Annotated in this window: 18 protein-coding genes and 1 tRNA gene; 10 read left to right on the forward strand and 9 right to left on the reverse strand. The window is 70.3% G+C overall.

From position 1 onward, the window contains the following. The first annotated feature begins 79 nt into the window (after positions 1 to 79). Entirely contained in the window at positions 80 to 1621 is a 1542-nt protein-coding gene (locus AB0M83_RS40770; protein WP_364525913.1) for a M28 family metallopeptidase, read from the forward strand. Positions 1622 to 1670: 49 nt separating this feature from the next. On the opposite strand, the gene AB0M83_RS40775 is transcribed toward AB0M83_RS40770, so the two are convergent. Next, positions 1671 to 2597: a neutral zinc metallopeptidase gene (locus tag AB0M83_RS40775; RefSeq protein WP_364525915.1), complete on the reverse strand. Its 927-nt coding sequence runs from the start codon at positions 2595 to 2597 to the stop codon at positions 1671 to 1673. A 598-nt stretch (positions 2598 to 3195) separates the two neighbouring features. On the opposite strand from AB0M83_RS40775, the gene AB0M83_RS40780 reads away from it, so the two are divergent. Further along, complete coding sequence (locus AB0M83_RS40780) at positions 3196 to 3669, forward strand: MarR family transcriptional regulator (RefSeq protein ID WP_364525917.1); 474 nt, start codon at positions 3196 to 3198, stop codon at positions 3667 to 3669. A gap of 36 nt (positions 3670 to 3705) precedes the next feature. Here the strand turns inward: AB0M83_RS40780 and AB0M83_RS40785 are convergent. Next, positions 3706 to 3792: transfer RNA gene (locus tag AB0M83_RS40785), tRNA-Ser, on the reverse strand. A gap of 153 nt (positions 3793 to 3945) precedes the next feature. Here AB0M83_RS40785 and AB0M83_RS40790 point away from each other — a divergent pair. Continuing rightward, positions 3946 to 4302, forward strand: a complete 357-nt coding sequence (locus AB0M83_RS40790; protein WP_364525919.1) for a hypothetical protein — start codon at positions 3946 to 3948, stop codon at positions 4300 to 4302. On the opposite strand, the gene AB0M83_RS40795 is transcribed toward AB0M83_RS40790, so the two are convergent. Both AB0M83_RS40795 and AB0M83_RS40800 read right to left on the reverse strand, forming a co-directional pair. After that, positions 4289 to 5128 (reverse strand): patatin-like phospholipase family protein, encoded by an 840-nt coding sequence (locus tag AB0M83_RS40795; protein ID WP_364525921.1) that lies wholly within the window; start codon positions 5126 to 5128, stop codon positions 4289 to 4291. The genes AB0M83_RS40790 and AB0M83_RS40795 overlap by 14 nt on opposite strands. 30 nt (positions 5129 to 5158) lie before the next feature. After that, positions 5159 to 5440: a DUF2277 domain-containing protein gene (locus AB0M83_RS40800; RefSeq protein ID WP_364525923.1), complete on the reverse strand. Its 282-nt coding sequence runs from the start codon at positions 5438 to 5440 to the stop codon at positions 5159 to 5161. 102 nt (positions 5441 to 5542) lie between these two features. Here AB0M83_RS40800 and AB0M83_RS40805 point away from each other — a divergent pair, with 102 nt between their 5' ends. Beyond that, positions 5543 to 6484, forward strand: coding sequence for an Ldh family oxidoreductase (locus tag AB0M83_RS40805; RefSeq protein ID WP_364525925.1), 942 nt, complete (start codon positions 5543 to 5545; stop codon positions 6482 to 6484). Between the two features lie 6 nt (positions 6485 to 6490). Here AB0M83_RS40805 and AB0M83_RS40810 read toward each other — a convergent pair whose 3' ends face one another. Then, positions 6491 to 6715: an RNA-binding S4 domain-containing protein gene (locus AB0M83_RS40810; RefSeq protein WP_364525927.1), complete on the reverse strand. Its 225-nt coding sequence runs from the start codon at positions 6713 to 6715 to the stop codon at positions 6491 to 6493. Between the two features lie 7 nt (positions 6716 to 6722). Beyond that, positions 6723 to 7520, reverse strand: a complete 798-nt coding sequence (locus tag AB0M83_RS40815) for a trypsin-like serine protease (RefSeq protein ID WP_364525941.1) — start codon at positions 7518 to 7520, stop codon at positions 6723 to 6725. A 131-nt stretch (positions 7521 to 7651) separates the two neighbouring features. Here AB0M83_RS40815 and AB0M83_RS40820 point away from each other — a divergent pair, with 131 nt between their 5' ends. Further along, entirely contained in the window at positions 7652 to 8464 is an 813-nt protein-coding gene (locus AB0M83_RS40820; protein WP_364525929.1) for an SDR family NAD(P)-dependent oxidoreductase, read from the forward strand. Positions 8465 to 8592: 128 nt separating this feature from the next. Further along, positions 8593 to 9219, forward strand: a complete 627-nt coding sequence (locus AB0M83_RS40825) for a hypothetical protein (RefSeq protein WP_364525931.1) — start codon at positions 8593 to 8595, stop codon at positions 9217 to 9219. Position 9220: 1 nt separating this feature from the next. Here the strand turns inward: AB0M83_RS40825 and AB0M83_RS40830 are convergent, their stop codons facing one another. Then, positions 9221 to 9880, reverse strand: a complete 660-nt coding sequence (locus AB0M83_RS40830; protein WP_284744474.1) for a response regulator — start codon at positions 9878 to 9880, stop codon at positions 9221 to 9223. Then, the gene (locus tag AB0M83_RS40835; RefSeq protein ID WP_364525943.1) at positions 9877 to 11460 is read right to left on the reverse strand and encodes a sensor histidine kinase; all 1584 of its coding nucleotides are present in this window, start codon (positions 11458 to 11460) and stop codon (positions 9877 to 9879) included. The genes AB0M83_RS40830 and AB0M83_RS40835 overlap by 4 nt, the downstream gene beginning before the upstream one ends. 191 nt (positions 11461 to 11651) lie before the next feature. Here AB0M83_RS40835 and AB0M83_RS40840 point away from each other — a divergent pair, with 191 nt between their 5' ends. From AB0M83_RS40840 to AB0M83_RS40855, 4 genes are all read left to right on the forward strand, one after another. Then, complete coding sequence (locus AB0M83_RS40840) at positions 11652 to 12458, forward strand: ABC transporter ATP-binding protein (RefSeq protein ID WP_155548528.1); 807 nt, start codon at positions 11652 to 11654, stop codon at positions 12456 to 12458. Further along, positions 12448 to 13335, forward strand: a complete 888-nt coding sequence (locus tag AB0M83_RS40845) for an ABC transporter permease (protein WP_364525933.1) — start codon at positions 12448 to 12450, stop codon at positions 13333 to 13335. Before AB0M83_RS40840 ends, AB0M83_RS40845 begins: the two co-directional genes overlap by 11 nt. A 1-nt stretch (position 13336) precedes the next feature. Continuing rightward, a complete protein-coding gene (locus AB0M83_RS40850) occupies positions 13337 to 14392 on the forward strand; it encodes an ABC transporter substrate-binding protein (protein ID WP_364525935.1) in 1056 nt (351 codons plus the stop codon). A 228-nt stretch (positions 14393 to 14620) separates the two neighbouring features. Beyond that, complete coding sequence (locus AB0M83_RS40855; RefSeq protein ID WP_364525937.1) at positions 14621 to 15331, forward strand: G1 family glutamic endopeptidase; 711 nt, start codon at positions 14621 to 14623, stop codon at positions 15329 to 15331. A gap of 1 nt (position 15332) precedes the next feature. On the opposite strand, the gene AB0M83_RS40860 is transcribed toward AB0M83_RS40855, so the two are convergent. Beyond that, on the reverse strand, positions 15333 to 15941 hold the full coding sequence (locus AB0M83_RS40860) for a hypothetical protein (protein ID WP_364525944.1): 609 nt from the start codon (positions 15939 to 15941) through the stop codon (positions 15333 to 15335). Positions 15942 to 16151 lie beyond the last annotated feature (210 nt).

Consider the following 16151-nt stretch of genomic DNA (forward strand, 5'->3'; position numbering starts at 1 on the left):
TCGACTGTATCCCGGTGCGGGAAGCTCCCGCCGAATGACGCATTGACGTACTTCGCATATCGCACAAAGGTGAGCAACCATGTCACTCTTCAGAAAGAGATTCCTCCCTCCGGTGGCGATCGCCGCCGGGGCGACGCTGGTGCTCGGCCTCACCCCGGCCGCCGCCGCGACGACAGTCCCCGACGGTCCCGCTCTGGCGAAACAGCTCGTCAAGAAGGTCGACGTCAACGGGGTCAACCGGCACCTGATCGCCTTGCAGCGCATCGCCGACAGCAACGGCGGCACCCGGGCGGCGAGCACCGCGGGCCACCAGAAGTCCGCCGAGTACATCGCGACCAAGCTCGAAGCGGCCGGCTTCCAGGTGACCCGCCAGGAGTTCCCGTTCACCTACTCGGAAACCCTGGCCGAGAAGCTGACCGCGGGCGGCCAGGACGTCCCGGTCATCGCGATGGAGTACACCGTCTCGACGCCCGTCGGCGGTATCACCGCGCCGCTCGCCGTGGTCGCGGTCGACGACACCAGCGGCTGCGAGGCCACCGACTACCCCGCCGACGTCGCGGGCAAGATCGCGCTGATCAAGCGCGGCGGCTGCTCGTTCGCGCAGAAGCAGGAGACGGCCGCGGCTGCGGGCGCGATCGGCGCCATCGTCTACAACAACACCGACGGCGACCTGAACGGGACGCTCGGCGGCCCGGAGAACGCGAAGATCCCGACCGGCGGCGTGACGGCGGCCGCGGGGGCGCAGCTGGCCACGCTCGGCGGGCAGAACGTGACGCTCGAGCTGCGTGCCTTCCAGGAGGCGCGGACCAGCTACAACGTCATCGCCGAGACCAAGAGCGGCCGCAAGGACAACGTCGTGATGCTGGGGTCGCACCTCGACAGCGTCCCGGCCGGCCCGGGCATCAACGACAACGGCACCGGCTCGGCGGCCCTGCTCGAGACCGCGCTGCAGCTGGGAAGCAGCCCGAAGGTCAACAACGCCGTCCGCTTCGGCTTCTGGAGCGCGGAGGAGTTCGGCCTGATCGGCTCGACGTACTACGTCGACCAGCTGAGCTTCGAGCAGCAGCTCGACATCGCGCTGTACCTGAACTTCGACATGATCGGCTCGCCGAACGCCGGGTACTTCGCCTACGACGGTGACAACTCCGACGGCGTCGGCGCGGGCGCGGGCCCGTACGGCTCGGCGCAGATCGAGAAGACCTTCGTCGACTTCATGCAGGCGGCGCGGGGCGTGTCCCTCGAGGGCACCGACTTCACCGGCCGTTCCGACTACGGCGAGTTCATCGCCGTCGGCATCCCGGCCGGCGGCCTGGACACCGGTGCCGAGGTGCTGAAGACCCCGGCGCAGGCGGCGAAGTGGGGCGGCACGGCCGGCCTCGCGTTCGACCCGTGCTACCACCAGGCCTGCGACAACCTGGGCAACGTCGACCGGGTCGCGCTCGACCGCAACGCGGACGGCCTCGCCTGGGCCCTCGGCGTCTACGCGACGAGCACCGAGAGCGTCAACGGCGTCCAGCCGGGCAAGAACAAGACGGCCAAGCAGAAGGCCGCCGAACGCGGCGCGCAGCGGAACTTCTCCGCGCACGCCGTGGCCGGCGACCCGCACGCGCTGACCGCCTGACGACAGAACGAAGGGGCCGTCCCGGCTGGGACGGCCCCTTCGTCGTGTCCTAGCCCAGGCTGTTCGTGCCGAAGGTGTCGCAGCGGGCCGGGTCGCCGGTCTGGAAACCGGTGGTGAACCACTTCTTGCGCTGCGCCGACGTGCCGTGGGTGAACTTCGAGCGGTCGACCTGGCCGCCGCCGAGGTTCTGCTGGATGTAGTCGTCGCCGATGCGGGACGCGGTGTCCAGCGCGGAGGCGATGTCGTCCTGCGTGACGTCGGTGATCAGCGGCTTGCCGCTCTCGGTCGGCGTCGTCGAGGCGTGGTTGGCCCAGACGCCGGCGTAGCAGTCGGCCTGCAGTTCCAGGCGCACCGAACCGGACGTCGGGCCGGTGCCGGTGCCCTTCTTCGACGTGCCGAGCAGGTTCTGCACGTGGTGGCCGTACTCGTGCGCGAGGACGTACGCCTCGGTGAAGAGGCCGCCCTGCGCGCCGAAGCGGGACTTCAGCTCGTCGAAGAAGGAGAGGTCGATGTAGACCTCGGAGTCGGCCGGGCAGTAGAACGGCCCGGTGTCGGAGGTCGCGCTGCCGCAGCCGGTGCGCACGCCGCCGTTGAAGAAGTTCGTCGGCGCCTTCCGGTAGGTCGAGCCGGAGCGCGAGAACTGCTGCGTCCAGTAGTCCTGGACGGAGTTGACGACCGCGACGATCGCGCAGTCGTGGTTCTTGTTGGCGTCCGCGCCGGTCTTGCACTCGCTGGAAAGCTTCGAGTTGTCGACCGCTTGGCCGGAGCCGACGCCGCCGAGCCCGCCGCTCAGGCCGCTGCCGCCGGGGCTCACCCCGCCGAGCTGGGAGAGCACGAAGTAGATGATCAGCCCGACGACGCCGAGCCCACCGCCGCCGAGCGCAACGCGGCCGCCGATCCCGCCGCCGCCTCCACCGCTTCCGCGCAGGTCCTGGACTTCGGAGGCATCCAGGCCGGCATCGTCGTCGAATCTCACCCGCAGATGGTAACGAGCCTGGGCGCGGCCGTCGCGCTGACGGCCACACCCAGGCTCTGTACCGAGGTTGTGTCTTTGGTCGGCGGTTGGCCGCGAGAGGGGGCCGGCGTTCAGGCGCTGTCGTCACGACTGCCGAGGTCGTGACCCGATACAGGCCCGATCGACGCCGTTTGCATGAACGCAAGGAAGCCCGCGTGATGCTGTTCACGGTGAGGATTGTTGTGCCGTCGGCCGACGCATCACTTCCGACAAACCCCGCGTCTGTGCGCGGGGCGCGCCGACCTGACCACAACAACCCTCAATCGCGCCCGGCCCGTTCGTGAACCGTTCCGGTCGCGGGGACACAGCAGGCGGTCAACCGCGAGGATCACCCGTCACGCAACCACCTGACCTCTCCCGGCGGGGAGCCGGGCCGGCACGTCACCGTCGCCGCGCCTTACCCTGGCCGACCTTCCGCCACAAGCAGAATGCGCCTTTTCCGGCCGAGTCTCAACCTTTTCGTAACCCCACCTTCGGGCGATGTTGCGACGGCATTTTTACCCGCACGCAGTTCGGACTCGGACCGCGCGGTCCCTTGATCAGCGTTCTAGGCTGCCTTATGACCGAGGAGCGGCCTGTGCGTTGGTTGAACGAAGCCGAGATGGCGGCGTGGCGCTCCTACATCGTGGCGACCTTGAAGCTGCGGCAGGTTCTGCACCGCGAGCTGGCCGACCGGCACGACGTGTCGCTGACGGACTACGAAGTGCTCGTCTGCCTGGAGATGCAGGACGGCCACCGGATGCGGATGTCCGAGCTGGCGGTGCTGATGGGGTCCACGAAAAGCAGGCTGTCCCACCAGGTCGGCCGGCTGGAGGACGCGGGCATGGTCCGGCGCGTGCGCGACCCGGAGGACAAGCGCGGCGTCATCACGGAGCTGGCGGAGGAAGGCAAGGCGCTGCTCGAGAAAGCGGCGCCGACACACGTGGAAGGGGTGCGCGAGCACCTCATCGACCTGCTGAGCCCCGAGGAACAGGCGACGATCGCCGCTGCCTTCAGCCGGGTTTTCGAGCACCTGGAGCAGGTGGACGGCTGAACCCGGGCGCGGCTACTCCGCGCCCGGGGCCTGGAGCGGTAGCGGTGGGATTCGAACCCACGGAGAGGTTGCCCCCTCGCATGTTTTCAAGACATGTTCCTTCGGCCGCTCGGACACGCTACCTCGCCCCACGAGGGTAGCCGACGGAGTCCGGGGCACCCTGCGCCCGGCCCGGGACGTGCTCCAGGTCATGGGGAGCCGCGTGCGGAGGGGGCCGAAGGTGGCAGACCGGCAACCGCGGGCCGGGGCGATCCGCCCGGTACTGGTGTGTTCGGCGTGCTCGTCGCCGTCTTCGTCGGCGGGAGCGCGATCTCCGACTACTCGGGTTCGGTCGCTTCGACCGGGACGGTGGAACGGATCACCGGCTGGAGCACAGCGTCCGTCCGCGTCGACGAGCCCGGTGGCAGCCGGCTGCGGGAGGTGCGGATCGACCGTGGCACAACCCGCGAGTACACCGCCGGCACCCGGATCGGGGTCCGGTACTGGCCGGGCGGCGAGCGGAGCGCGGTCGACACCGTGCACGAGCCGCCGTTGGTGGCGCTCGTGACGTTCGCTGCCGTCGGCCTGGTGATCGCCGGCTTCGCCTGGTCCGGCCGGATCTCCGCTCGCCGCTCGCGGCCTACTTCCAGGTGAGCGTCAACGCCGCGCCTTGCGCGCGGCCGGCCTCCGCGGCCGGGGTGCGGGTCGCCGGGTCCAGCGGGTTCTCGCCGAACGCCGCCACCGAAGCCTCGTCCGGGGTGATCAGGGCGACCTCCGCGCCCGCCGCGCGCAGGTCGTCCAGCACCTCGAGCAGGGGTTTCTCCATCGGCAGCGGCGCGTCCACCCCGAGCGGCGCGACCACCGTGACGCGGGTGCAGCCCGTCGCGTAGTCGGCGTTCTCGGCCGAGCGGACGCCGCCGTCCACGTACCTCCGGCCGCCGATCGTCACCGCCGGCCAGACGCCCGGGACCGCGCAGCTCGCCGCCACCGCGTCGACCAGGGACACCCCGGACGCGCGGTCGAAGCGGCGCGGCTCGCCCGTCTCGGCGTCGACCGCCACGATCACCAGGCGCTGCTCCGGCCAGTCGTGCACCGGCAGCCGCGCCTCGATCACCGCGCGGCGCTCCGCTTCGGGCGCTGTCTCGGCCGCCAGCGCGAGCCGGCCCACCGCGCGCCGGACCTCCGCCGGTGACGTCGAGCCGGTGACCGCGCCGCCGAAGTCGGCCGCGAACTTCTCGAAGTCGATTTCGGCCGGGATCTCCGGGGTCTGGCGCGCCGGATCGGCCTGGCGCGCGTACAGCTCCTGGAGCGGCGTACCGCTGGTCACCTGCGCGGCGACCACCGATCCCGCCGACGTCCCGACGAACAGGTCCGCGCCCGTCAGGTCCTGGCCGCGCTCGGCCAGCCCCGTCAGCAACCCCGTCGTCCACGCGACTCCGGCGACCCCGCCGCCGCCCAGTACCAAGCCCTGTCCGCTCATGCGGCCAGCCTAGCGACGGGGTACGACAGTTCAGGCCTGCTTCAGCGCCTTGGCCGCGATCCGGGCCTGCACCTCGGGACGGCGCAGCGGCGGGATGGTCGCCGGTGGCTGACGGCGGGCGGGCAGCTGCTCCAGCAGCCGCGTGGTGATCTCCGTGATCTCGGCGACCGCGGCTTCGAACGGTTCGCGCGTGGCGTCCGACAGCGACTGCACGCCGGTCACCTTGCGCACGTACTGGCGGGCCGCAGCCTCGATCTCCTCGCCTGTCGCGGCCGGCTCGAGCCCTCGGAGGGTGGTGATGTTTCGGCACATGCCGCCCAGGGTACGACTCTTCGGAGCCTTCGATCACACGGTCGGGTAGGCCCGGGCCCACGTCGTTGACGCCGGATCCCGCAGTTGGGCAGTGTCGGGGAAGTGCCTCTCAGACCGCGTCCCTTCCGCTCCGCCCGTCCCGAACCCCGCATCCTCGAAGAAGAAACCCCGGAAAGCCCGATCCCGGAACAGGCCTGGCCGCGCGTGCGGGCCGACGAGCTGGTCACCCTCGTGGCACACGTCTTCGCCGCCCACGGCTTCCCCGAACCGCGCGCCCGCATGGCGGCTGAAGCGCTCTGCCACGGTGACCTGGTCGGTTCCCCGGACACCGGCGTCGCCGACCTGACCCGGATCCACCTGCCGATGCTGAAGACCGGGCACGTCGTGCCGCACGCCGAGCCGCTGATGATCGCCGACCGCGGGGCCGCCGCGCTGCTCGACTACCGCCGCGCGCCCGGGCTCTGGGCGGTCGGCGACGCGATGGACCGGGCAGTCACGCGGGCCGGCCGCTTCGGCGTCGGGCTCGTCTCGCTGCGCGGCGTCGGGCCGTTCGGCCGGGCCGGGCACCACGCCGCGCGCGCCCTGCCGCACGCGATGATCGGGCTGGTGCTCGCCGCCGGTGGCGAACCCGGCCAGCCGATGAACCCCCTGGGCATGGCCGCGCCCGGGGGCGCGTACCCCGAGTTCGTCTTCGACATGGACCGCTCCGGCTCGGAAGGAGCCGGGCTGACGCTGCTGGTCGAGGTCCTCGCCGGGGTGCTCTCCGGCGTGGCCGACCACGAACACGACACCGGCCTGCTGGTGCTGGCGATCGCGCCGACGACGCTGCGCAGCGCCGACGGCTTCTACCGCGCGGCCAGCGCGCTCTTCGGCAGCATGCTCGGCTGGGACGGCGGGGCGCCGATCCGCTACCCCGGCTGGCGCGAGGCCCAGCACCTGGAGCAGTGCCGGGCGCTGGGGGTGCCGCTGTCCGGCCCGGTGCGCCGCGAGCTGGACGCGCTGGCGGCGTCGATCGGCCTGCCGCCGCTGACCAGCGTGGGTTAGCTCGGGTCAGTGGACCAGGACGACCTTGCCGCGGTTCGCGCCGACCGCCACGACGTCGCCGTCGGTCAGCTGGCGGCCGCGGCGGGTCTCGACCTCGCCGTTGACGGTGACCTCCTCCGCGTCGATCAGGTCCTTCGCGTGGGAGCCGTCTTCGGCGAGGCCGGCCAGCTTGAGGAACTGGCCGAGCCGGATCGGCTCACCGGTGATGGGTACGTCGACGGGATCACTCATACGCGCATCATGCCCGGGCCGTCGTCTGCCGGTAGAGGGCCTGGACGTCCGTGTCGAAGTAGCTCGAATACGACGTGTCCGGGTCGTCGCCGCCGGACTCGAACCCGCCGATGACGCCGATGACCGTGCCGAGGCGGGTCTTCGGGTCCGGCGCGGTGACCCACGGGCCGCCGCTGGTGCCCGTCGGGAAGCCCGCGCAGTCCACCTTCAGCTGGAACGTGTCCTGGCGGCTCGTCGTGTTCCGGCAGACGGCGGGCACCTCGGAGTCGTCCGGGTAGCCGGTGAGCGTGATGGCCTGCTCGAACCCGGTGCCGGTGGCGAGGGTGTTCGCGCCGACCAGGCTTTCCAGCGGTTTCGCGGCGCCGGCCTGGTGCGCGGTGGCGAAACCGACGTCGAGGTCCGGGTCCGACGACGCGCTCCAGCCGGGCGCGACGAGCTCGTCGGAGACCGTCCAGAAGCCGAACGGCGCGACGCCGTCGTGGTAGGCGGGCGCGAACGTGACACCGGTGAGGTAGCCGCCGCCCTCGCCGTCGTGGATGCAGTGGGCCGCGGTCAGCAGCACGTCGCCCTGATCGCTGTGGACGACGCTGGCGGTGCAGTAGTGCGAACCGTCGAGGAACAGCGCGCCGACCGCGGGACTGGACTCCGCGGGCAGGTCGGGCGTCGACGCCGGCACGGCCTCGACGGTGTCCGAGGCGGAGGCGTTCGCCGACCGCGGCTCCCGGGCCGCGAAGACCACGAAAGCCGCGCCGAGCAGCAGAACCGCGGCGAAGGCGAGCAGGACGGCGGGCCGCCGCACGGGCATCTCCTCCTCGTCCGGGTCTTCGGTCTCCATCACCTTAAGGTGCCGCACCGACACGATCGGCACACCCACAGCAAGCTCACAGCCGCTAATATCCGTGACTCGCGGGTAACACCTAGCAGCACGGAGGGCCGATGAAGCAGTTCGCGGACAAGGTCGTGGTCGTCACCGGGGCGGGCTCGGGGATCGGGCGGGCGCTGTCGCTCGAGTTCGCCCGGCGCGGGGCGCGCGTGGCCCTCTCCGACGTCAACGCCGCGAACGCCGAGGAAACGGCCGAGCTGGCCGGGGACAACGCCCGCGCGTACACCCTCGACGTCGCCGACCGCGCCGCCGTGCTCGCCCACGCCGACGAGGTCGCCGGCGAATTCGGCCGCGTCAACGTCGTCGTGAACAACGCCGGCGTGGCGCTCGGCGCATCCGTCGAAGAGATGACGTTCGAGGACTACGACTGGCTGATGGGCATCAACCTCGGCGGCGTCGTCAACGGCACGAAGGCCTTCCTGCCGCACCTGATCGCTTCCGGCGACGGGCACGTCGTGAACATTTCCAGCGTCTTCGGCTTCGTCGGCGTGCCGACGCAGAGCGCGTACAACGCGGCGAAGTTCGCGGTGCGCGGATTCACCGAAGCCCTGCGCGAGGAAATGCTGATCGCGCGCCACCCGGTCGGGGTCAGCTGCGTGCACCCCGGCGGGATCAAGACCAACATCGTGCGCAACTCGCGAAGTGGCGCCGACGACCAGGAGAAGGCCGCTCAGGGCTTCGAGCGGATCGCGAAGACGACGCCGGAGAAGGCGGCGCAGACGATCCTGCGCGGGATCGAGCGGAAGTCGGCGCGGATCCTCATCGGACCGGACGCCTACGTCATCGACGCCATCCCGCGCGTGCTCGGCTCGGCGTACCAGCGGCCGCTCGCGGTCCTCGCGCGCATGTGGCTCAAGAAGATGTGAAAGCCGAATCCCTTTCGGACTGCGCCTTTCGGGGTGCCGCATCACTCAATGGAGTTGCGTTTCTGACAGGGCCGTCCGAAATGGTCCAGAATGCGGGGGGTCCACGAGTCCCGTACCGGAGGTCCCCGATGCTTCGCACCGCACAGCGCAGTGCGACCCGTCCGTCCGGCGACACCGCGGTGGAGTTGCTGGATCGCACCGGCATCATCGCCGCGAGCCTGCCGCAGCGCCGTCGCACCGACGACGAGCTGCCCGAGCTCGAGCCGATCTACACCCGGCCGCCGGTGTGCGACCAGGACCTGCGGCCGAAGTCCGTGGTGATCCGGCGGCGCGCCCGCACGTGGCTGGGCAGTGGCGCCGCGGTGCTGCTCGTCGCCGTCGGCTGGCTGGGTGGCGGCATGCTCTCCGGTGGCCTGTTCGGCTCGGCGCCGAGCGACGACGTGGCCCAGCTGGACGCCCGCCCGGCCGTCGCCGAGGCGCCGCCCCAGCCGCAAGCCCCGCAGGCGCCGGCGGCCACCCCCGCCCCGACGACCGTGTTCGTGCCGGCGCCCGCCAAGCCGGCCACGAAACACGTTCAGGCGCAAGCGAAACCGCAGGCGAAGAAGGCCGTGCCCGAGGACGAGGAAGACGAGGCACGCGTCGACCTGCCTTCGCCGACGGCGTCGAAGCCCAACCCGGTCCAGTCCTGGGTGGACGTCGCCGAAAGCATGATGCAGCAGTACCAGTACCGCGCGGACACGCCGACCCGCCGCTGATTCAGGCGCCGGACCAGCGGTACTCGTGCTCGGGGCGCCCGGTGGCGCCGTAGCGCAGCCGCATCCGGACCGTGCCCGACTCGGCCAGCGCCGTGAGGTACCGCTGCGCCGTCGCCCGCGCCATGCCCAGCTCGCCCGCCACCTCCGCGGCCGACAGCGGGCGGCCCGCCCGGCGCAGCTGCTCCGAGACGAGCCGGGACGTCGCCGTCGACTGGCCCTTCGGCGCGGACGTGCGGTCCTGGTCGTGCAGCACCCGGTACGCGCGGTCGACGTCGTCCTGGCCCATGGCCCGGTCTTCGGCGAGCAGGCCGCGGAAACGCGCGTACGACGTCAGGCGTTCCGCGAGCTGGCGCGTGGTGAACGGCTTGATCAGGTAGTTCAGCGCGCCGGCCCGGATCGCCGCCGCCACCGACGCGCTGTCGGTCGCCGCGGACAGCACGATCGTGTCGGTCTGCAGCTCCGGCAGCACCGCGAGGCCGGACTCGTCGGGCAGGTAGACGTCGAGCAGGATCAGGTCCGGCGCGAGCTCCCGGACGCGGGCGCGGGCCTCCGCCGCGGTGTGCGCGGTGCCGACCACCGCGAAGCCGTCGACCTCCTCGACGAACCCGGCGTGCACCCCGGCGACGCGGAAGTCGTCGTCGACGATGAGCGTGCGGATCATCCGTCCTCCGTCAGCATTCCGGGCAGTTTCGCGACGAACAGGGCGCCCGTGTCGCCGTCGCCGGGGCCGGCCAGCCAGACGTCGCCGCCGCGGGCGCGGGCGGCCTGCCGGGCCAGCGCCAGCCCGAGTCCGTGGCCGGGCGCGATCTTCGTCGAGACGCCTTCGTCGAACAGCGTCCGGCGCAGGTCTTCGGGCACCCCGGGACCACTGTCCACAACGGACAGGTGCAGCGTGCCGTCCTCGGCGAGCAGGCTGATCTCGACGGTCGCCGGCCGCCGCGGGCCCATCCGGGCGGCGTGCAGCGCGTTGTCGACGAGGTTGCCGATCACGGTGTTCGCGGCGATCGGGTCGGTGACGGTCGTCGGCACCCAGGTGTCGTCGGCGAGCTTGAGCGTGAGCCCCTTTTCCTGCGCTTGCTCGGTTTTCGCGACGAGCAGCGCCTGCAGGTAGGGATCGGCGACGGCGTCGCCCAGCTCGCTCGGCCGGGCGGAACTCGAGTCCGTCAGCGTCTGCAGGTACTCGACGGCTTCGGTGTGGTGACCGAGCTGGAGCAGCCCGTAGAGCGTGTGCAGCCGGTTCGCGAACTCGTGCCGCTGGGCGCGCAGGCCGTCGGACAGCACGCGGATGCCGTCGAGCTCCCGGGTCAGCGTGTCGAGGTCGGTGCGGTCGCGGAAGGTCAGCACGGTGCCGATGTCCCGGTCGTCCAGCCGGACCACGCGCGAGTTGATCACCAGCACCCGGTTGCCCGCCACGGCCAGCAGGTTGTCGACCGGGCGCCCTTCGGCGACGGCCTTGTGCACCCGCGGGCTGAGCTCCAGCTCCGCCATCGCGGCGCCGATCGGGAGCTCGGTGCCGAGGAGGCGTTCGGCTTCGTCGTTGCGCACTGAAACGCGGTTCGCTTCGTCGACCGCGAGGACGCCCTCGCCGATCCCGTGCAGCACGGCTTCGCGTTCGTAGAGCAGCTCGGTGAGTTCGTGGGGTTCGAGGCCGTGCGTGACGCGCCGCAGCCGCCGGTTCAGGAGCGCCGACGCGCCCGCGCCGAGCAGCAGCGCGCCGCCGGCGAACAGCAGTGTGATCGCGAGCTTCTGGTTGAACGCGCTGATCGGCTGGGCCACCTCGAACCCGACGCTCACCTCGCCGACCACCCGGCGGTGGTCCGGTGTCCAGATCGGCGTCTTGCTGCGGACGGACAGGCCGAGGGTGCCGCTCGCCACCGTGTTGACGTCGTCGAGCCCGGCGAGCGCCTTTTCCGCCGACGTGCTGACCTTCTTGCCGATCTCGCTCAGAGTCGGGTGCGCGAGCCGGATGCCCTGGTCATCGGTGATCACGACGAACAACGCGTCGGTTCGCGCCGCCACCGTCAGCGCTCGCTCCTGGAGCGCGCCGCCGGGGAGCTTCGCGGTCGTGTCGGCCACGACGACCGGGTCCGCCGCCACCGACTTCGCGATGGCCAGCGCGCGCTCGCCGAACTGGTCGGTGAGGGTGTCGCGCAGGAGCACGCTGACCAGCGCTACGCCGATCCCGACGACGAGGACGACCACGCCGATCTGCAGCAGCAGCACCTGCCTGCTGAACCGCATCCGCGGGAAGAGCGCCCACTTTGGCATGGCTGGGAACATACCCCCAGCTCACGGCCGTGCGCTAAACGCGCAAAACATTCAGAACGCGCAGCTCGCACGCAGAACGTCGACAAGCTTCACCTGGGCGCCACGCGTACTTAACGTCCCTTCCCAACGTGACAGGCACCACGTGACGAAGGAGTCACTTCCCCATGGTCCCCCCTCTGATCGAACTCACCGGAGCCACCAAACGGTTCCCGAGCGGGTCCGGTTCCGTGCACACGGCCGTCCGCGACCTGACCATGACCGTCCAGCCGGGCGAGTTCGTCGCCGTCGTCGGCCCCACCGGCTGCGGCAAGTCGACGACGCTTTCGCTGGTCTCGGGGCTGCAGCCGCCGTCCGCCGGGCGCGTGCAGGTGAACGGCGAGGACGTGAAGTCGATCCCGGACGGCGTCGGCTACATGTTCCAGACCGACGCGGTGATGCCGTGGCGTTCGGTGCTGGAGAACGTCGCCTCCGGCCCGCGCTTCCGCGGGGTGCCGAAGGCCGAGGCCCGCGCGCAGGCCGTCGACTGGATCGCCCGCGTCGGGCTCGCCGGGTTCGAGAAGTACTACCCGCACCAGCTCTCCGGCGGCATGCGCAAGCGCGTCGCGTTGGCCCAGACGCTCGTCACCAAGCCGAAGATCATGCTGATGGACGAGCCGTTCTCCGCGCTGGACGTCCAGACCCGCGCGCTGATGCAGGACGAGCTGCTGCGGCTGTGGTCCGGGTCCGGCGCGGCGGTGATCTTCGTGACGCACGACCTCGACGAGGCCATCGCGCTCGCGGACAAGGTCGTCGTGCTGACGTCGTCGCCGGCCACCGTGAAGGACGTCTTCGAGATCCCGCTGGAGCGGCCGCGGAAGGTCGAGGAGCTGCGGCTCACCGAGGAGTTCCGCAAGCTCTACGCCGACATCTGGGAATCACTGCGCAGCGAGGTCGACAAGGCCCGTGAGAAGGGAGCGAGCAATGTCGCTTGAGACCCCGGCGGCCACGTCCGCGCCCCTCCCGGTCCTGGAGACCGAGCAGGACATCCTCGCCCGCGCGAAGCAGGCTTCCGCGCGGCGCAAGCGCAACATCTGGCTGCTGCGCCTGGCGATCGTGGTCGTCTGGCTGGGCAGCTGGGAGCTGACCGCGACGTACTGGATCGACCCGTTCTTCTACTCGAAGCCGTCGAAGATCTGGGAACGGCTGGTCGAGTGGTTCAGCGCCGGCACCGACTTCGGCTCGATCTGGTACCAGATCCTGGTGACCGTCGAGGAGGCCGCGATCGGCTTCGTCATCGGTGCCATCTTCGGTGTCGTGTTCGGCGTGATCCTCGGGCGCAGCTCCTACCTCGCGCAGGTGCTGGCGCCGTTCATCAAGGCCGCCAACGCGTTGCCGCGCATCGTGCTCGCCGCGCTGTTCGTCATCTGGTTCGGGCTCGGCCTGTCGTCGAAGGTGGCGACCGTCGTCGTGCTCGTGTTCTTCGCGGTGTTCTTCAACGCCTTCACCGGCGCCCGTGAGGTCGACCGGAACCTGATCGACAACGCCCGCATCCTCGGCGCGACGCGCGGTCAGGTGCTCAAGTCGATCGTGCTGCCGAGCGCGACGTCGTGGATCCTGTCGTCGCTGCACGTCGCCTTCGGGTTCGCGCTGATCGGCGCGGTCGTCGGCGAGTACACCGGCGCGAAGGCCGGCATGGGCTTCCTGATCGCCAACGCGCAGGGCACGTTCGACACGGCCGGCGTCTACGCCGGGATGCTGATCATCACCGTGGTGGCGCTGCTCGCGGAGTGGGGCATCAGTTCGCTGGAGGGCAGGCTGCTGCGGTGGCGCCCGCCGTCCGCCGCCGACGCCGCGCACGGAGTGGTCTGACATGCGCCTGAAGAGGACAGTCGGCGTGGTGGCCGCGCTCGCGGTCACCCTGGCCGGGGTCACGGCCTGCCGGGACTCGCGGGAGATCGCCCTCGGCACCTCCGGCCAGCCGCACATCAAGATCATGATCGGGGGCATCTCGAAGGTCATCTACCTGCCCGGCCAGCTGGCCCAGCAGATCGGCGCCTACAAGCGGCAGGGGCTCGACGTCGAGCTGTTCGACCAGCCCTCGGGTGCCAACGCCGAGACGTCGCTGCTGGCCGGCGAGGTGCAGGGGGTCGTCGGGTTCTACGACCACACGATCGACCTGCAGGCCAAGGAGCAGTGCATCCAGAGCGTCGTGCAGTTCGCGAACGTGCCGGGCGAGGCCGAGATGGTCGCCACCGGCAAGGCGGGTGAGATCCGGTCGGGCAAGGACTTCAAGGGCCGCAACCTCGGCGTCACGTCGCTGGGCTCGTCGACGGACTTCCTGACGAAGGCCCTCGCCTCGCGCGGCGGGGTCAGCTCGAAGGAGTACACGCCGGTCAAGGTCGGCGCCGGGCAGACGTTCATCTCGGCGATGAACCAGGGATCGATCGACGCTGGCATGACCACCGACCCGACGATCGCGCAGCTGACCAACACCGGCCAGGCGAAGGTGCTTTACGACATGCGCACGGTCGAAGGCACAAAAGCCGCTTTGGGTGGTTTGTACCCGGCCAGCTCGCTGTACATGGGCTGCGAAATCGTGAAGCGGTATCCGGACATCGTGCAGAAACTGGCCAATGCGTACGTCGAAAGCCTGAAGTGGATTTCGACGCACACACCGGAACAGGTCGCCGACATCATGCCGCCGTCGTTCGCCGGCGGGGACAAGGCGCTGTACGTGAAGTCGCTGAAGGACAGCCTGCCGATGTTCACGCCCGACGGCCGGATGGACCCGGCGGGCGCGCAGAACGTGCTGAAGGTGCTGGGCGAGTCGTCCAGCAACGTCAAGCCGAAGAAGGACAAGATCGACCTGTCGCAGACGTACACGACGAAGTTCGTGGACGCGGCGCGCGCGCAGGTCCAGCAGTAGCCCCGCTCACCTGACCGGGCGGTAGGTGAGCGATATATGGCCCGTGAAGGCCTCTTCCCCCGCGGAGGCCTTCACGGGTCTTTTCGTTCAGCAGGGCGTAAAACCGGCAAATAGTGAGTATTTCCCGGAATGTGAAGACCCTTCGAAAGTAGCTACCTTCTTTTCGGTGTGGCTCCAACACTTGGGGACACGGTTTTCCCGGTCCCCCTCGGTGAACGGAGTCCCCGCATGTCCAGAATCCTTGCGTCGCGTGCTGTCCGAGTCCTCACGGCGGTTGCCGCGGCTGCCGCCGGTCTCGCTGTTTCGGGCACCGCGCACGCTGCGGTCGAGTACGGCTCGCACTTCCACGGGCACCAGTTCTCCGGTGGTAACTGGGGCGGTTATGTCAGCTTCGGCAGCTTCACGACGGCGACGGCGAGCTGGACCGAACCGGCGGTGACGTGCCGGTCGAGCAACGACCTCTTCGCGCCGTGGGTCGGCATCGACGGGGACGGATCGTCCACAGTGGAGCAGACCGGCGTCGAGACGGACTGCTCCAGCGGGCGTCCGGTGTACTCGGCCTGGTACGAGATGTACCCGGCCGCGCCGGTGTACTACAACGTGTCGGTGAGCGCGGGTGACCACATCACCGCGACGGTGACCCGCACCGCGACGAACACCTACCGGCTGGACCTCTCCGACACGACCAAGGGCTGGTCCAAGTCCACCACGAAGTCGCTGACGTCGAAGCACGCGTCGGCGGAGGCGATCATCGAGTCCCCGACGGACTCCTACCCCTCGATCTCCGGCGGGATCACGTTCACCGGCGTCAAGTTCAACGGGACGAACCTGGCCTCGACCGGCCCGTCGGCCTTGAACGCGGACGACCGCGGCACGAACACGTGGATTCCGGGCGCTATCGGCTCCGACGGCCAGAGCTTCACGATCTCGCGGCACTGAGCTACTTCAGGTTGTTGATCGCCCAGGCGACCACCATCACCGCGAGCACCAGCGAGACGACGGCCTGCAGCATCATCGTCATCTTCGCCCAGATCCGCAGGGGCATGACGTCGGTGGGGCTGAAGGCGGCCGCGTTGGTGAAGGAGAAGTAGAGGTAGTCCAGGTAGGACGGTTCCCAGTCCTGGTGCGCCAGGTCCGGGTCGGCCATCTGCGGGAACTGCAGGTCGGGGAACTCGGCCCGGCCTGCGGCCCGCCGGCCCGGGCCGCCGCGGTCGAACTCCCAGTACCAGAGGGAGAAGGCGACGATGTTCGTCCAGTAGACGATCCCGCCGGTGACCAGCACGGCCCCGGCGTGGTCCCCGATCGTGCCGGCCGCGATGCGGTAGACGAGCGTGGCGGCGGAGCCGGCGTTCACCGCCGTCACGGCCGCGACGAGCAGCAGCGAGATGACCCGTTCGACGGCGCTGAAGTGCGACATCCGGCCGGGGTTGACCAGCAGCAGCGCCACGACGAGCAGCACGGAGACGGCGGGCAGCAGCCACCACGGCCGGAGCTCCATGTCGTCGGGCAGGGCGACCTGCAGCACGAGCGTGGCGACGACGACACCCATGGCGGGCCACCGCGTCTCCCCGGAGGTCCGCCGGCGCCAGGCGGGAAGTGCCTCTTCAGTCACCGGCCCACGCTAGGCCGCTCCCGTCCACCACGCCAACGCTCACCCCAAGCGCCCCAATGTGGCGTTGGTTGCGTCCCACGCACCCAATGTGGCGTTCGGTGCGTCAGACGTCCGGCTCGTGTCCACAGTGGACGGGCTGGTGCTCAC

Source organism: Amycolatopsis sp. NPDC051106, assembly GCF_040682775.1.
GTDB lineage: Bacteria > Actinomycetota > Actinomycetes > Mycobacteriales > Pseudonocardiaceae > Amycolatopsis.

Coding starts and splice junctions, on each gene's coding strand:
- AB0M83_RS40770 (WP_364525913.1), top strand. CDS start 80: ATGTCACTCTTCAGAAAGAGATTCCTCCCTCCGGTGGCGATCGCCGCC.
- AB0M83_RS40780 (WP_364525917.1), top strand. CDS start 3,196: ATGACCGAGGAGCGGCCTGTGCGTTGGTTGAACGAAGCCGAGATGGCG.
- AB0M83_RS40795 (WP_364525921.1), bottom strand. CDS start 5,128: ATGAGCGGACAGGGCTTGGTACTGGGCGGCGGCGGGGTCGCCGGAGTC.
- AB0M83_RS40800 (WP_364525923.1), bottom strand. CDS start 5,440: ATGTGCCGAAACATCACCACCCTCCGAGGGCTCGAGCCGGCCGCGACA.
- AB0M83_RS40810 (WP_364525927.1), bottom strand. CDS start 6,715: ATGAGTGATCCCGTCGACGTACCCATCACCGGTGAGCCGATCCGGCTC.
- AB0M83_RS40815 (WP_364525941.1), bottom strand. CDS start 7,520: ATGCCCGTGCGGCGGCCCGCCGTCCTGCTCGCCTTCGCCGCGGTTCTG.
- AB0M83_RS40820 (WP_364525929.1), top strand. CDS start 7,652: ATGAAGCAGTTCGCGGACAAGGTCGTGGTCGTCACCGGGGCGGGCTCG.
- AB0M83_RS40825 (WP_364525931.1), top strand. CDS start 8,593: ATGCTTCGCACCGCACAGCGCAGTGCGACCCGTCCGTCCGGCGACACC.
- AB0M83_RS40830 (WP_284744474.1), bottom strand. CDS start 9,880: ATGATCCGCACGCTCATCGTCGACGACGACTTCCGCGTCGCCGGGGTG.
- AB0M83_RS40835 (WP_364525943.1), bottom strand. CDS start 11,460: ATGCGGTTCAGCAGGCAGGTGCTGCTGCTGCAGATCGGCGTGGTCGTC.
- AB0M83_RS40840 (WP_155548528.1), top strand. CDS start 11,652: ATGGTCCCCCCTCTGATCGAACTCACCGGAGCCACCAAACGGTTCCCG.
- AB0M83_RS40845 (WP_364525933.1), top strand. CDS start 12,448: ATGTCGCTTGAGACCCCGGCGGCCACGTCCGCGCCCCTCCCGGTCCTG.
- AB0M83_RS40850 (WP_364525935.1), top strand. CDS start 13,337: ATGCGCCTGAAGAGGACAGTCGGCGTGGTGGCCGCGCTCGCGGTCACC.
- AB0M83_RS40855 (WP_364525937.1), top strand. CDS start 14,621: ATGTCCAGAATCCTTGCGTCGCGTGCTGTCCGAGTCCTCACGGCGGTT.
- AB0M83_RS40860 (WP_364525944.1), bottom strand. CDS start 15,941: ATGGGTGTCGTCGTCGCCACGCTCGTGCTGCAGGTCGCCCTGCCCGAC.